Raw genomic sequence first — 15,164 nt, forward strand, 5'->3', positions numbered from 1 at the left:
ATCCTAGCTAGATCCCCTCGCCGTGCGTATGGCCTTCATGCGTCAGAGTAGCGATGAAGCGCTTGGTTCGCTCCCGCTGCGGCTTGGTGAAAATATCCCGCGAGGAACCCGTTTCAACGATCACGCCACTATCCAGCACGGTCACCTCATTGGCGATCCTGGAGGCCAGTCGAAGATCGTGCGTAGCCATGACCATCGTCGTACCTTCACGCGCCAGTTGCGCGAGAACATCGACCACTTCCCCGGAGAGTTCAGGATCGAGCGCCGACGTCGGCTCATCGCACAGAAGAACCTTGGGTGATGGGGCCAACGCCCGGGCGATTGCCACACGCTGCTGCTGTCCGCCGGAGAGCGTCGATGGCCAGACCTCCGCCTTGTGCGCAAGCCCGACCTTCTCAAGCAACGTCATCGCCCGCTCCCTCGCCCGTTCCCTCGGCCATTTGAGGACTGTGGTCAGCCCTTCCGTGATGTTCTCGATAACCGTACGATGCGGAAACAGCTGGAAGTTTTGAAACACCATTCCGGTATGACGGCGAACTAGCTGGATCTGCTTCGTGCCCATCCGCACACCCGGCTGAAAGTCCAACCGGTCACCGGCAACTTCTACCGAACCCGATGTTGGAATTTCCAGAAGGTTTATGCAACGCAGAAGCGTACTTTTGCCCCCGCCGGAAGGACCGACGAGAGCCATAACCGAGCCTTCGGCCACGCTCAAGGAAACATTATCCAGCACTGTGTGATCGCCAAACCGCTTCTCGATGTTTTTTAGTTCGACCATCATGATCCTGCCTCCAGGAAGCCGCCGTAGCGATTGAGGCGGGTTTCAAGCCGCGCTTGCAGCGACGACAGGACCGAACTCAAGGCGAGATAAATCAGTGCCGCCTCCACGTAGAGAATGAGCGGTTCATAGGTCGTGGCGACAATGCGTTGCGCCGCCTGAAACAACTCCGGCACGGTTATGGCCGCCGCAAGTGAAGTGTCTTTGACGAGAGAAATAAAGGTGTTCGATAGCGGTGGAACAGCCACGCGCGCTGCTTGGGGCAAAATAGTCCGCTGCATTGCCTGGCGCCAGTTCATGCCGATCGAGTAAGCGGCCTCCCACTGGCCCTTTGGAACCGAGGATATAACCGCGCGCAAGATTTCCGATGTATAGGCGCCGATATTCAGCGTAAAGCCGATGAGCGCGGCTGTGAATGCATCAAGCACAATACCAACGCTCGGCAGGCCATAGAATATCAGGAAAAGTTGGACCAGCAGCGGCGTGCCGCGAATGATCCACACGTAGAACTTGACGACCGCCGCAAATGGAGTTGGGGCGAATAACCGAACAAGCGCAGCTATAAGACCGACAGTCAGGCCAAAGGCGAAAGACAAAAGTGTCAAGGGAATGGTGAAGATCAACCCCGCCCACAACAGCGACGGAAGCGATTCAAGCATCAGCGATAACCAATGTATCAAAATCGTTTCTCCCCAATAACAAAGGCAGGGAGCGAGCCCCCTGCCCTCTTAGAGCGCAAATAGTCCCGATCGTAAACGGTTGTTACTTCGAAACGTCCTGTCCGAAATACTTGTCGGCGATCTTCTGATACGTACCGTCCGCCTTGATGGTCTCGAGTGCCTTGTTGATGGCAGCGAGCAGATCCGGTTCACCCTTGCGGATGATGATGCCAGAGTAATCCGCATTCTCCTGCTCGGCGGCAATCTTCACATTGGCGTCAGGCTTATGTTTCTTGAAATCGAGGAACGACAGGCTGTCATTGATCGTCGAGTCGGCACGGCCATTGAGGACCAGCTGGATCGACTGGTCGAAACCGTCTGTTCCAACCAGCTCTGCACCGGCTTCCTGGGCGATCTTGCCGAAATTGCTGGACAGCGATTGCGCAGACTTCTTGCCCTTTAGATCAGCAAAGCCCTTGATCTCCTCATTGTCGCTCTTGACGATCAAAACAGCCTTTGATGCGATATAAGGCTCGGAGAAATCATACTTTGCCTTCCGCGCCTCGGTAATGCCGACCTGATTGATGACCGTGTCATAGCGGTTGGCGTCGAGACCGGCGATCAGGCCATCCCATTTGCCTTCGAGAAATTCGGGCTTGACGCCAAGATTCTTGGCGATCGCCTCGCCGATCTCCACGTCGAAGCCGACGAGCTTGCCCGAGGCATCATGATAGGTGAACGGCGCATAGGTGCCTTCCGTGCCGATCTTGAGAACGCCCGCCGCCTTGATCTGCTCAAGATTGGACGCGGCTTGTGCCTGGGCAGGCACGATTGCGAGGGCACTAACGACGAGAAGTGATTTCAACCAGTTCATTGTCTTTCCATCCGTTTGCTATTTGCTTTGGGCGTGATTGGAAAATGTCACTTTGCCGCGGTACTGTATAGGCATCCGGCGCCGCCATCAGGCGCAGGCCGACAAAATTAATACCAGATTTCGGCTCAATGTAGGAATTCTATTCCACCTGAGGCTGTGGATAATTATCCGGATTCGTCTATGCGATCCGCAAGCCGGTCACGCCGTGGAAGAGATGCACGTCTGCCGCCTTGATACCAAGCCCAATCGCGTCCCCAGGGCCACGATCCGTGCGACCCATGGCGAAGATGCAGACCTGTTGGTCGGCGAGTTTGGTATAGAACTGCGTCGAGAGCCCTAGCGGCTCTATCACCTCGATCTTTGCCTTCAGCCCCTCGCCGCCGACCTCAATATTTTCCGGGCGTATACCAACGGTCACCCGGTCGCCATCCTCCACCCTGAGTTCAGGACGCAACGCGATCATCTGGCCGTCGGTGAGCTCTGCCGCAACCTTCTTTCCCTCGCGGCTGATAACGGCAGGAAGAAAGTTCATACCCGGCGAACCGATGAACCCTGCCACGAACAGGTTAGCCGGATGATCATAGAGTTCGAGTGGGGTTCCAACCTGCTGGATGACGCCGTCATGCATGACGACGATGCGATCGGCCATCGTCATGGCTTCCACCTGATCGTGCGTGACGTAGACCGATGTGGTCTTCAATTGCTGATGCAAAGCCTTGATTTCTGTCCGCATATGGACGCGGAGCTTGGCATCGAGGTTTGACAAGGGCTCGTCGAACAGGAACACCTTGGGATCGCGGACGATGGCACGGCCCATTGCTACGCGCTGGCGCTGGCCGCCGGAAAGCTGGCGCGGCAGGCGCTGCAACAAGACGTCAAGTCCGAGGCGCTTGGCTGCACTGCCGACGCGGTTCATGACGAGTTCCTTTGCCGTCTTGCGCAAGAGCAGGCTGAAGCCCATATTCGACGCCACATCCATATGCGGGTAAAGCGCATAGGACTGGAACACCATGGCGATATCACGATCCTTTGGCGCTACGTCATTCACGACACGCTCGCCAATTTTGATCTCCCCAGCCGAAATTTCCTCGAGCCCGGCGATCATCCGCAAAAGCGTGGACTTGCCACAGCCGGAGGGTCCGACGAGAACGACGAACTCGCCATCGGCGATCGAGAGATCCACTGCCGAAAGCACATTCATGGCGCCATAGTTTTTCTGGACATTGGAGATTGTGACGGAAGCCATCGATTTGTTATCCCTTGACTGCGCCAGCGGTCAGACCGGTGACGAGATAGCGTTGCAGAAAGGCGAAGAACAGGCATGCGGGGATGAGTGCCAGCACCGAAGCTGCCATCATCTGACCCCAGTCGACGGCAAATTTACCGATGAAGGTCAAAAGCCCGACGGCGAAGGTTTTCTGGCTGTCGCTGCTGATGAGCATCAATGCGAAAAGCAGTTCGCTCCACGCGGCAGTGAAGACGAAGCCGAGCGTCGCGCCCATACCCGGCAATGTCAGCGGGATGATGACCTTGCGCAGCGCCTGTGAACGGCTGCAACCATCGATCATCGCTGCCTCTTCCAGGTCCTTCGGAATGCCATCGAAGAAGGACTGCATCAGGAAGGTCGCGAAGGCGATGTTGAAGGCGATGTAGATGATGATGAGGCCCGTCAGGCTATTGGTAAGCCCCAGTTGACCCATGATGCGATAGATCGGCGGGATCACCATGACCAACGGAAAGGTCTGGGTCAGAAGCAGCGTTACCGCGACAGTGGTTTTGCCCCGGAAGGAAAACCGGGACATCGCATAGCCGGCTGCCGAAGCGACCACTGTGACAAGGACAGCCGTAATCACCGAAACGATCACACTGTTCATGAAATAGCGCGGGAAATCCGTGGCGCGCAACACGGTCTTGTAGTTCTCCCACGTGGAGATGGAAGGCCACAGGGTTATGCCCTCCGAATAGAGCAATGACTGCGGCGTCACCGAAATCTTCAGCGTCCAGAACAGTGGAAACAGGGCGAAAATAACGTAGGCACCGACTGCGGCGTAGAGGCCAATACCACCGAGAATGCGGGCGTTGCGTGAGCGTCCTGCGATCATGACGCCCTCACAAGTGACTTGCGGATACGGATCAAAACGATGGCGTAGAGAATGAGAAGCGCCAGCAACAGGACCGCAACGGCGGAGGCATAGCCCTTGTCGAGCGTCTTGAATGCGCTGACATAGATATAGGTGGCGACTGTGTTGGTCGCGCCGGCGGGACCGCCCTCGGTCATCACGTAGATCAGATCGGCAAAGGTTGCGATCCAGATCGTCCGAAGCATCACGGTGATCGCGATGGTCGGCGCGAGGAATGGCAGTGTCACCTTGGTGAAACGTTGCCATGGATTGGCGCCGTCGATCGCAGCCGCCTCGTGCAGTTCTCCAGGAATGGATTTCAGTGCAGCCAGCAGCGTGATCGCGAAAAACGGCACACCGAACCAGACATTGGCGATGATCGGCCCCCACATCGCGGTGGCGGGATTGGAGAGAATGTTGGTTGGGGCGGACTGGATACCAAGCGCGTAGAGCCAGTGCGGCAAAGGTCCGACGATCGGGTTGAACAGCCATGCCCATGTCAGCCCCGAAAGAAAGGACGGCACGGCCCAAGGCAGAAAGACGATTGCCTGCACGATTTTCTTGCCTGCGAAATCCCTGTCGAGCAGCAGAGCAAGTCCGAGGCCAAGAAAGAATTGAAAAAACAGGCTGGCGACTGTCCACCACAGGGTATTCATCAGCGCCTGCCCGAGATTGGGATCGTGCAGCAAGGCCTGATATTGCGCGAGTCCGACATATTCGGATTTGAAAGCCGAGAATTTGCGGAAGGAATAGCTGATGCCGAAGATCAGCGGCACCACCAGCACCAGCATGAGCAAAACCATGGCGGGGCTCAAATAGAGCCATGGTTCGAAAGCCGTGGCAAAGCCACGCTTGCCCGCCTTTTCCCTGTTGTGCGGCAGGCCCGCCGTCGTCGATTGCATCACCATGTTTGTCGGCCCCTCATTCGTCGGCTCCTCTTACGCTCGCCCGGCAAATAACAGTCATGCGCAAAAAGAAGATGCTCCGGCACGTGAGGACCGGAGCATCATTTCATTGCCTGTTATTTCTTGTTCTTGGCCATCCAGGCCTGCTGCTGTTCGGTGAGGAACGCAGCCCACTCGTCAGCGACGGCCTTCGGAGTCTTCTGGCCAAGCAGCACTTCCTGGAAATTCTTGACTGAAACGGAGTCGTAGAAATTACCGAGGTTCTCGAGATAGGTCGGAGGGGTGACGAACTCGAATGTCTTCGGGTCATTCATTTCCTCGAACCAGCCCTTGAAGCTGTCAGCACCAAAATATGGATCCTTGTCGGCGCCATTGTGAATAGGGATGACACCGACATTCTTGGCGAATTCGAGATTGTCTTCCGGTGACAACAATGTGCCCATCAACTTGAAGGCATCGTCCTTGACCTTCGAATTGGCAAACATCGCCCAGCCGGCATAGCCCAGCGTCGGATAGGACTTGCCGTTCGGTCCGGTCGGCAGCGGCGCAACGCCAAAGTCTTCCGCTTTCATTTTCTCGGCGATACCGATCAGCGCATCCGGATCCTGATCGAGCATGGCGCAGGTCCCGGAATAGAAACCGGTCACGACCTCGTTGAAGCCCCAGCTGACGCTGTCCTTCGGCGCATAACCATTCTTGTAGATATCGGCCAGCATCTCGAGGCCCTTGACGGCGCCCGGCTCGTTCAAAGTCGCTGTGCCATCTGCATTGAAATAGCCGCCCTTGCCATTGGCGATGTTCATGAACATCTGCACGCCATTGAAGCCGCCAGGACCGCCGCGCAGGCAATAGCCATACTTGCCCTGGATCGCCGAGATCTTCTTGTTGGCTTCCATGAACTCGTCGAGAGTCTTCGGCGCTTCTTTCAGACCGGCTTCGGCGAAGAGCTTCTTGTTCCAGAACATGGCCCGGATATAGTAGCCATAAGGGATCATGTATTGCTTGTTGTCGACCACTGAGCCGAACTGTTTTGCCCGGTCGCCGAGCGTGCCTGCATCCTTCCACTTGGCCATATAAGGCCCGAGGTCCTCGAGCTGGCCATTGGTTGCATAGAGACCCATCCAGCGCTCCGGCATCTCGACGATGTCTGGCGTGTCGCCTGCCTGCACCATGGTCAGGAATTTCTCGAAAGCCTGCCCCCACGGCAGCGAGACGAGCTCGACCTTGGTACCGGGATTGGCCTGTTCGAAACTGGCGATCTGCTTCTTGAGCAGTTCCGTGCGCGGCGGGCTGGTAATCACCTCCACCATCTTGATCGTCGTATCGGCGAAAGCTGCCGAAACGGTCATCGACAGGGCTGCAATAGCGCCCGCCAGAAATGTTCCCATTCGTTTTTGCATTATAAAGCTCCCATTTTTAAGTTCAGCGTTTGGCATTTGTCAGTGCGTTCACGAGGTCCGCCCAAAGCTCCTCTACACTTTCGAGTCCCACGTGAAGGCGGATCGTCCGGGGGCTGACACCGAAGCGCCCGATCGAATTTGCGTCCGGCGTCTGCTGCAGTGAGGCAAGCGCCGGAACGACGAGACTTTCGTGACCACCCCAACTGACGCCGATGCGGAACAGTTTCAGCGCATCGACGAAGGTAGGCACATCAATGTCCTCCGTAACTTCGAAGGAAAACAGGCCCGAATAGCCGCTGAGCGTCGCCTTGCCCGGATGATTGGAATAGACCGGATGCATCACGCGCTCGACATCGCCATGCGCCTTGAGGCGTTCGGCTATGGTCAGTCCGCTTTTCATATGATGCGGCAACCGGAGGGTCAGCGTGCGCAGACCGCGCAGCAGAAGCCATGCCTCGAACGGCGATAGTTTGGCGCCGAGATAGGAATAGGTGCGGCCATTGATCCGCTCGATCATTTCGCGCGATCCGGCGACAACACCGGCAACAGTGTCACTGTGCCCACCGAGATATTTCGAAGCGGAATGCATCACCAGGTCGATGCCGTGGGCGATCGGCTGCTGGAACAGCGGCGTCGCCCAGGAATTGTCAATCGTGGTTACAATGCCGTGCTGCTTGGCAAGTTTCGCATAATGCGCGATGTCCTGCAGCTCGAACATCATCGAACTCGGGCTTTCGAGATAGAGCATCTTTGCGCCCGGCAATGCCGCAGCCACTGCATCGGGATCGGAGCCGTCCACGTAATCCACTTTGATACCAAGATGCGGCAATAGCCGTTCAAACAGGCGATAAGCATCGCCATAGCAATTGCGCACTGCAACGATGCGATCGCCCGCGCCGACAAAGGCCAGCACCATGGCGCTGATCGCACCCATGCCGCTCGAAAAGGCCCGAGCGGCTTCCGCCCCTTCAAGCGCAGCAATCTTGGCCTCGAACTCCATGACCGTCGGATTATCGCCGCGTGAATACATCGGCTGGCGTTTGCGACCGGCGAATGCATCGGCCATCGCCGCATAATTATCAAAGGTGAAAAGCGACGTCTGGTAGATCGGAGGAACGACGGAACCGCCTGGGAAAGGCTCGTCATGCGCAAGCAGCGTTGCAGCTTGCGCCATCAGGTCCTGGTCGTGAAAATACGGGTTGTCGCTCATGCTTGGCTCTTCTTGTTCTGCTTTTTCAGGTATGCCGCCCCGCGCTTGAGGTCATCCTCGACGGTGGCAATCAGCTTCAATGCCTCGCCGCGTGCGGCAATCGGATCGCGCGCGGCGATCGCATTGAAAAGGGTCCGATGGTAGGGAAAGCTGGCGTGGCCAAAATCCCGTACCCCCAGCGGATGCTCCCAGAACCGGTGAAACATCTCGTACATGGCTGCAATGATCTGTTCGAACAGCGGATTGCCCGAGGTGCGGAACACAGCAAGATGAAAGTCCCAATCTTCATCGGCAGACATGCCATGACGTGCATGGAACGCCTCTTCCATGACGATCAGCTTCTGCTCGATCAGGGCAATATCGGCATCGGTGGCGCGCTCCGCACAGAGAACGGCGGCTTCCGCCTCGAGACCGCGGCGAATTTCCAGTGTGTGCATCAGACTATTGAAATCATTGCCGGAGGGCAGCGTCAGCGGCATATGCAGCATATTGCGGGTGACGGCAGCTTTCAGATAGGTGCCGCTGCCCTGGCGTCTCTCGACAAGTCCGAGTTCCTGCCAGCGGGTCAGCGCCTCACGCACGGTCGTACGGCTGACTCTCAGGTGTTCTGCAAGCAAACGCTCGGTCGGTAAGCGGTCTCCCGGCTTTAAGCCCTCACCCGTCACGAAATCCACCAGCGCGTGCAACACCGCGTCATCGCGGGATGCGGTATGAACTGGGGAAAGGATCGGACTGATCAACGAAGCATCGCCTGAATTGGTTGGACCATTGTGCCAATTCAGCATGAATGGAAGGAGGAGTCAAATGCTCCCAGGAGTCTTTCCAAAATCACTCCGGTTGCAGGACCCTAGAGATCCGTCCGGCAATTTCTTCCCCGCATTGCGGGAATCCTTATCGCCGTAAAATGGTCTCGCGCCATTCGGCACCGACGTCATGTATGCCGCCTCTTATCAAGTTCGATTGCCTCGGCTCGTGTCAGCCCGATATCCTGAAGCAGGCGATCACTCAGCTTTGTCAGCGGGTCACCCGTCGGTTCGGCGTGTAGGCCAGAAGCAACAAACTTGCGAATGAGGCCAAGCAGACGCTCCAGAACGTCGGGCGACGTTCCAACATCCCCGACAGAAAAGCTCCGGCCCTGGCGGTTGCGATGGATTTCTAGTAGACCAGTCGTCTCTGAATATGCCATAATATAAGCTCCTATGATTTTTGTGCCAGCAGGCCATCGAGTGTCATGGTGCTGAACCGTTGAAGGGGTTTGATGCTTCCCTCCGCCTTCATCCTGACCAGGGCGCCCTCATAGGCGTCGATCAAAAAGGCAGCGGTTTCATCCGGATCAAGATATTCCGGCAATTCTCCGGCATCACGCGCTTCGCGCAGCACGGCCCTGAAATCACCCTGCCAAGCGGTGAACGAGCGATGCAACTCGCGCTGGAGCACCTCGCTATGTGCCGCAATGGATTGGGATAGATTGCCCAAGAGGCAACCACAGGTTGGATCGCCCGACCCGTATTCCTTTTCATAATATTCGAAATAGTCGCGCAGACGCCGCAGCGGCGATCTCGTCTTGTCTTCCAGCAGAAGTTGCGTCCGCACCTTCTGGTTGTTGTTACAATAGGAGGCGAGTACTGCAGAAGCGAACTCTTCCTTGCTTGTGAAGAAGTGATAGAACGATCCCTTCGGCACGCCCGCAGATTTGAGAATCGGGCCTATCCCCGCCCCTTCATAACCATGGGAGAGAAGGGCCTTCAGGCCCTCGTCGATCAAAACTGCTCGTGTGTCCGTTTTACTCATGTTATAAATAATAGACCAGTCGTCTAGTAAATGCAAGCTGACTCTACCAGTATGGAAAAGCGGCGTTGCACTGGCTGGCGAACTACCTGGCGACGTCTTCCGAAAGACCACTCCAAACAAAATCCCACAAACTTATCCAACACCTCCAAACCTCGCTTATTCTTCTCCCCGTCCTATCCACGGGGAGCTGCTTCCGGAGCCGTTCGAAGTGGGGAGAGGATCGGCGCCTCCGATGGCGGGTAACGGGCCCGCTGTCAGGGGAATTTCTGTCCAAGGGCTCCCCTGCCGGTACTACGACTGGCGTGTGCTGGACGAGCACTTCGAAAGGGGCTTTCGGCAGCGGGTGAAGCAATTCATCCAACGCGGAAGGCCTCCCAAGCGGAACGGACGGGATCAAAAGACGCCGGAGGGGCGGTCTTCGGATCGCATTTTTATTCTACAAAGACGCGCTTCGACGACCGCCCGTCTTCCAAGCATGCAAACAATAGCCAGACGCGAAAGCGGGCGTGGCAAGCGGAAAGCACACCCGGTTCTTTGACAATTCAGAACGGCATCTCCACCCGAGGCCAGATTTCACGCGAAAGTTTGCGATAGTCGGTCTTTTTCGGATTGGAGGGATAGGGCGCACCCGCATCGATATAAATAATTTCCGCAGCCACAGGCTCGAAACCCGCGTGAAAATGATTCGTCGACTTGACGAGCAGAATGTCCTTCGACCCGGGATCGATGCCGAGATTGGAGAAAATGTCCGGCTCAAAGGTTTGCGTGCGGTTGGTGTTGAGGATGATCTCGATATCCGCGCCCTCGAGGCGAATGACCGCTGCAGGTCCAAGCGTAACCCGGCTCTTGCCGAAACTCTGCCAGCCTTCGTGCACGGCCTTGAGCACTTCGACACGCGCATCGATTGGAGCTCCGCCATCCGGCCCGGCCTTGCCGCCAAAGCGCAACTGGATATGCGCTCCCTCGCCTGCTGCCAGGCAGAAGGTCACTGCGATCGGATCCCAGATCGTCGCCACGGCGACGTTGCCAATACCGCGTTCGATGATCCTTCGCAGGACCAGTGTGCCATCTCCGGCAACCCCGCCCCCTGGATTATCCCAAACGTCGGCGATGACGACCGGCTTATCCGGCTTCTGCGCAACGAGCGCAACGGCCTTGTTCAGGCCGGCTTCCGTGTCGAGCATGCCCATTGCCGTCGTTCCACGCATCGCGAACAGCTCCATACCCAATTTCTTCGCGAGCGCCGCACCCTTTGCCGGCTCATTATCGGTGATAACCATAAGCTGAGTGCCGAGCTCGGGGACATCTCCAGCCATGAAGCCATGAATGAGCGAGACAGACAGGATGCCATCGCGGCCCTGCAGGGCCTTCAGACGATCGACATAAGAACGCATCGGCTCGTGGCTGGTCGGATAAACGCCGATCATACGGCAATCGAAGGTAGAAATGACCGGCTTGATCTCGCCGCGCAGCGCGCGCAGGGCAAGGTCGACTACATGCTCGCCGCGTTCGTAGAAGTCCGTGTGCGGAAACTCGAGGAAGGCAGCAAGTATATTTGCATTGGCAACGCGCTTCTTCGTGAGGTGGCTGTGCGGATCGAGTTCAGATGCGATAAGCACATCCGGCCCGACGAGATTGCGAATTTGCTCGAGAAGATCGCCCTCGCAGTCATCATAGCCCTGCGCAACCATGGCACCATGCAAGCCAAGGATGACCCCATCGACGGGCAGCGCAGCCTTGAGCTGGTCAAGGATTTCGTCACGCAGACCCTCATAGGCTTGCCGCTGCAACAATCCTCCGGGCTCGGCCCAGGTCGCGGTTCCTTCGATCAGAGTGAACCCTTCCTCGCGCGCCTTGCGCCGTAAAACCACCATTGGCGCCGAGCACAAGGTGGGCGTCTCCGGATGTTCACCCGGACCCGCATAGAACGCCATTTCAAAGCTGGCACGGTCTGTTGGCACAGGGGAAAAAGTGTTGGTTTCCGTCGCGAGCGACGCGGTAAAAATGCGCATGAATGTGATCTCAGAGAGGCTTATAGGCGATGGCTTCTATTTCAATCTTGATATCGATCATCAGCCGGGATTCGATGGTGGTGCGAGCAGGCGGATTCGCGGGAAAGTATGTGGCGTAGGTCTTGTTGAATGCCCCGAATTCGCGGGCGTCTTCAAGAATGACGAAGGTCTTGATCACATCGGAAAGGTCTGCGCCCGCTAGTGCCAAAGCGGATTTGACGTTCTCCATCACCTGTCGCGTCTGGGCTTCAATACCGCCGACAATGACCGTGCCGTCAGCGCCCACCGGAACCTGCCCTGAAATATAGATGAAATCCCCAGCGCGCACCGCGGGCGACAACGGCACATGTGCATGGCCGAAATGTTGTTTGGTCATGATCGTGATCCTATCCTGTGTCCAGACTGCTCATTGTAGCCAGACTCGAAATACCGCGAAGTCCCGGCCATACCATAGTGCCAATCCACGGTACAGCACCCGGCCGCAAACGAAAGGACGCGAGTAGTTGTCTTGGTGAAACTCGATATTGCTTTTTTCCACCTGCAGTCATTAATGAGCAAAAAATCAACTGGATGCGCGCATGACTTCTCCAACATCGCATGGTGAACCTGGCCTCAAAGGCAAACACGTGCTCATCACCGGCGCCGGTGGGGGCATCGGCCAAGCACTTATCGAAGCTTACAATGGCTTGGGCGCTATTGTGTCCGGCGCCGATCAGGAACGACGTCTGATTGAAACCCTTCCTCTCTCAAACCGTCTGGTTTTCGATCTCAATGATAAAGCGGCTACATCCAAGGCGATCGATGATTTCATCGCGGACCGTGGCGTTCCGGATGTACTGATCAACAATGCCGGTTTCACGCGCGGCGAAACGCTCGATCAAGTCGATGGCGATGTATGGGAACAGGAAATCGCCACCAATCTGAACGGCGTATTCCACGTCACGGCCCCCATCGTCGCTAACATGAGCAAACGCGGCAGCGGCAATATCGTGTTTATCTCCTCGGTCAACGCGCTCGGCCACTACGGTAATCCGGCCTATTCGGCGGCCAAGGCGGGATTGATCTCCTATATGAAAGCGCTCGCTGTCGAGCGTGGGCGATTTGGCATACGAGCCAATGCAGTCTGTCCAGGTTCCGTACGAACACCGGCGTGGGATCACCGGCTGCAAAGGGAGCCCGAGCTTCTGGCAAAAGTCCTGCCGCACTACCCGCTTGGGCGCATGGTGACCCCTGATGAAGTGGCGCAAGCAGCAGTATTCCTCAGCTCGAGTGCTGCATCGGGTATCACGGGTGCTACGCTTAGCGTCGATGCCGGGCTGACGGCCGGAAATCTGCCTTTCATCAACGATGTGCTTGGAGATTGAAATTGAAACTGTCCGAAATCGATACGCCGGCCGTCCTCATTGATATCGATCGCGCCGAGGCGAACATGCAGCGCTTCCAGGCCTATGCCGACAAACACGAACTGGCGGTGCGTCCGCACATCAAGACACACAAACTGCCGCGTTTTGCCAAGCGGCAGGTCGAGTTGGGTGCAGTCGGCATAACCTGCCAGAAACTTGGCGAGGCAGAAGTCATGGCCGACGCAGGACTGACCGATATCTTTCTGCCCTACAACATTATCGGCAAAGCGAAACTCGGTCGTCTGTTGGCATTGAATGAACGTGTCAAGCTTGCTGTAACCGCGGACAGCGACGTTACCGTACGCGGTCTTTCAGAAACGTTCAACGATGCGCCAAAGCCGCTCACCGTACTGGTAGAGTGCGACACCGGCATGGGACGTTGCGGCGTACAATCGCCCGATGAAGCTGTTGCGCTGGCAAAACTGATCGATGCTGCAGGTGGCCTGCGTTTTGCAGGCTTCATGACTTATCCGAAGACCGGTGCGATTGTCGAAAATGAGGCTTTTCTGTCTGCTGCCAAAGAAAAGGCCATCGCTGCTGGACTCGATCCGCGCATCATTTCCAATGGCGGTTCTCCGGATATGTGGCGGGCACATGAAGTCAAGAGCGCCACGGAACATCGACCTGGCACGTATATCTACATGGACCGCTTTCAAGTCGCGAAAGGGGTCGGCACATGGGACGATTGTGCGCTCACAGTACTCGCAACGGTGATCAGCCGCCCGACGGAAAATCGAGCGATCATCGATGCCGGTTCTAAGGCACTTACCAGCGATACATTTGGCATGGATGGATTTGGGTATAGTGTTGACTACCCGGACGCAGTGATCACCTCACTCAGCGAGGAGCATGGAGCCATCGATCTTTCGGCGTGCAAAGACAAGCCCCGGATCGGCGATCGGCTTCGTATCATACCCAATCACGCCTGCGTCGTCTCGAATCTGTTCGATGAGGTCGTGCTGATTTCGGGCAACGAAGTGGTAAAGATTGAGCCTGTCGCTGCACGGGGCCGCGTCGATTAAGGGCTTTTGGCCGTTCCGCGCAGGGAAAGGATGTTTCTTCAGGCCGGAAACCCGTTGTCGGGTGCGGCGAGCAAGGCAGTGTCTTCCGCATAGGCATCCAGAAACTCTTGCTCTGAAGCCGCATTGCCGAACCATGGTCCCATCCCATACGTACAGCCGCAGTCGATAAGCGGCGCAAGGACCGCATGATGTTCGATACCCACCGCAAGGCTGAACATCTCCAGCTCGGTGGCTAGTCTACAAACAGAGCGCAATATGGTTCGCTCTGGTCCGGGATGCTCGATATTTCGCTGCAAAGCCGGCCGGATAACCAATGTTTCGGATCTGACAGACGACAATTTACTCAGACCGGCGCTGACAATTGCATAGTCAACAGCCAGACGGAAACCCAGATCCCGCAATTTGCCGAGTGCTCGCAGAATTTGCGGATCGTCAAGTGCTCCGGCATTTTTCAATATAACGAAAACGACCTCTCCATCCTTGATCGACCATTCTCTTTGGAGTTCCGTTACCCGTTCGACAAAAAGTGGATCGATCAGCTGGACCAGCGAAAGTACAATGCAGACCGGCAATTTGCGCTGGGGATTCCGCATCTTGAAACGATGCAAAAACTCGAACGATCGCGAAATAGCAAAGAGGCCTACATCCCGTATGTATCCGTTTTTTTCAAACACAGAAAAGAATCTATTTTGCCTGATGGGGCCTAACTGGGGATGCTGCCAGACAGCTAACGCTTGAACGCCCTCGATACTTCCCGTCTTCAGCATGACAATGGGCTGGAACTCTAAAACGAACTCTCCATTCGCAATAGATCGCGCGATGTCGCCACGAAATTCCAGCGCTTCACGTAAATCCTGGATAATTTCAGGATTGTACCAGATGGCATCTTCGCTACGCGTCTCTTCGGCATGGTAAAGAGCCCCGTTCGCACGGCGCAGCAACATATCGAACCTGTCCCTCTCATTCTGCCTGGAACTAACCGAAGCAGAA

16 protein-coding genes are annotated in these 15,164 nt (G+C 56.4%); 2 read left to right on the plus strand and 14 right to left on the minus strand.

Annotation, left to right across the window (positions count from 1 at the left end):
* Window positions 1-7 precede the first annotated feature (7 nt).
* The 13 genes from C7476_RS23230 to C7476_RS23290 form a co-directional block, all read right to left on the minus strand.
* On the minus strand, window positions 8-778 hold the full coding sequence (locus C7476_RS23230) for an amino acid ABC transporter ATP-binding protein (RefSeq protein WP_114432232.1): 771 nt from the start codon (window positions 776-778) through the stop codon (window positions 8-10).
* Window positions 778-1,458: an amino acid ABC transporter permease gene (locus C7476_RS23235; protein ID WP_114432233.1), complete on the minus strand. Its 681-nt coding sequence runs from the start codon at window positions 1,456-1,458 to the stop codon at window positions 778-780. Before C7476_RS23235 ends, C7476_RS23230 begins: the two co-directional genes overlap by 1 nt.
* Window positions 1,459-1,540: 82 nt before the next feature.
* Window positions 1,541-2,311 carry an amino acid ABC transporter substrate-binding protein gene (locus C7476_RS23240; RefSeq protein WP_114432234.1) on the minus strand — a complete coding sequence of 257 codons (771 nt, stop codon included), beginning with the start codon at window positions 2,309-2,311 and terminating at the stop codon, window positions 1,541-1,543.
* Between the two features lie 178 nt (window positions 2,312-2,489).
* Window positions 2,490-3,557, minus strand: coding sequence for an ABC transporter ATP-binding protein (locus tag C7476_RS23245; protein ID WP_114432235.1), 1,068 nt, complete (start codon window positions 3,555-3,557; stop codon window positions 2,490-2,492).
* 7 nt (window positions 3,558-3,564) lie between these two features.
* Window positions 3,565-4,413 carry a carbohydrate ABC transporter permease gene (locus C7476_RS23250; protein ID WP_114432236.1) on the minus strand — a complete coding sequence of 283 codons (849 nt, stop codon included), beginning with the start codon at window positions 4,411-4,413 and terminating at the stop codon, window positions 3,565-3,567.
* Window positions 4,410-5,339 (minus strand): carbohydrate ABC transporter permease, encoded by a 930-nt coding sequence (locus tag C7476_RS23255; RefSeq protein ID WP_114432237.1) that lies wholly within the window; start codon window positions 5,337-5,339, stop codon window positions 4,410-4,412. Before C7476_RS23255 ends, C7476_RS23250 begins: the two co-directional genes overlap by 4 nt.
* A 113-nt stretch (window positions 5,340-5,452) precedes the next feature.
* Window positions 5,453-6,724, minus strand: coding sequence for an ABC transporter substrate-binding protein (locus C7476_RS23260; protein WP_181872576.1), 1,272 nt, complete (start codon window positions 6,722-6,724; stop codon window positions 5,453-5,455).
* Between the two features lie 34 nt (window positions 6,725-6,758).
* Window positions 6,759-7,946: a PLP-dependent transferase gene (locus tag C7476_RS23265; protein ID WP_114432239.1), complete on the minus strand. Its 1,188-nt coding sequence runs from the start codon at window positions 7,944-7,946 to the stop codon at window positions 6,759-6,761.
* Window positions 7,943-8,686, minus strand: a complete 744-nt coding sequence (locus C7476_RS23270; protein WP_425374023.1) for a FadR/GntR family transcriptional regulator — start codon at window positions 8,684-8,686, stop codon at window positions 7,943-7,945. Before C7476_RS23270 ends, C7476_RS23265 begins: the two co-directional genes overlap by 4 nt.
* A 191-nt stretch (window positions 8,687-8,877) precedes the next feature.
* Window positions 8,878-9,132, minus strand: a complete 255-nt coding sequence (locus C7476_RS23275) for a YjiS-like domain-containing protein (RefSeq protein ID WP_114432241.1) — start codon at window positions 9,130-9,132, stop codon at window positions 8,878-8,880.
* A gap of 11 nt (window positions 9,133-9,143) precedes the next feature.
* Window positions 9,144-9,848, minus strand: coding sequence for a TetR/AcrR family transcriptional regulator (locus tag C7476_RS23280; protein ID WP_147274715.1), 705 nt, complete (start codon window positions 9,846-9,848; stop codon window positions 9,144-9,146).
* 431 nt (window positions 9,849-10,279) lie between these two features.
* Window positions 10,280-11,749, minus strand: a complete 1,470-nt coding sequence (locus tag C7476_RS23285; protein ID WP_114432243.1) for a M81 family metallopeptidase — start codon at window positions 11,747-11,749, stop codon at window positions 10,280-10,282.
* Between the two features lie 10 nt (window positions 11,750-11,759).
* Entirely contained in the window at window positions 11,760-12,128 is a 369-nt protein-coding gene (locus C7476_RS23290) for a RidA family protein (RefSeq protein ID WP_181872577.1), read from the minus strand.
* 199 nt (window positions 12,129-12,327) lie between these two features.
* Here C7476_RS23290 and C7476_RS23295 point away from each other — a divergent pair, with 199 nt between their 5' ends.
* Both C7476_RS23295 and C7476_RS23300 read left to right on the plus strand, forming a co-directional pair.
* Window positions 12,328-13,113: an SDR family oxidoreductase gene (locus tag C7476_RS23295; RefSeq protein WP_114432244.1), complete on the plus strand. Its 786-nt coding sequence runs from the start codon at window positions 12,328-12,330 to the stop codon at window positions 13,111-13,113.
* 2 nt (window positions 13,114-13,115) lie between these two features.
* The gene (locus tag C7476_RS23300; RefSeq protein ID WP_114432245.1) at window positions 13,116-14,174 is read left to right on the plus strand and encodes a D-TA family PLP-dependent enzyme; all 1,059 of its coding nucleotides are present in this window, start codon (window positions 13,116-13,118) and stop codon (window positions 14,172-14,174) included.
* A gap of 38 nt (window positions 14,175-14,212) precedes the next feature.
* Here C7476_RS23300 and C7476_RS23305 read toward each other — a convergent pair whose 3' ends face one another.
* A complete protein-coding gene (locus C7476_RS23305) occupies window positions 14,213-15,118 on the minus strand; it encodes an EAL domain-containing protein (protein ID WP_181872571.1) in 906 nt (301 codons plus the stop codon).
* Between the last annotated feature and the right edge of the window lie 46 nt (window positions 15,119-15,164).

The sequence above is a fragment of the Phyllobacterium bourgognense genome (genome assembly GCF_003337575.1).
In the GTDB taxonomy this organism is placed as follows: Bacteria; Pseudomonadota; Alphaproteobacteria; order Rhizobiales; family Rhizobiaceae; genus Phyllobacterium; species Phyllobacterium bourgognense.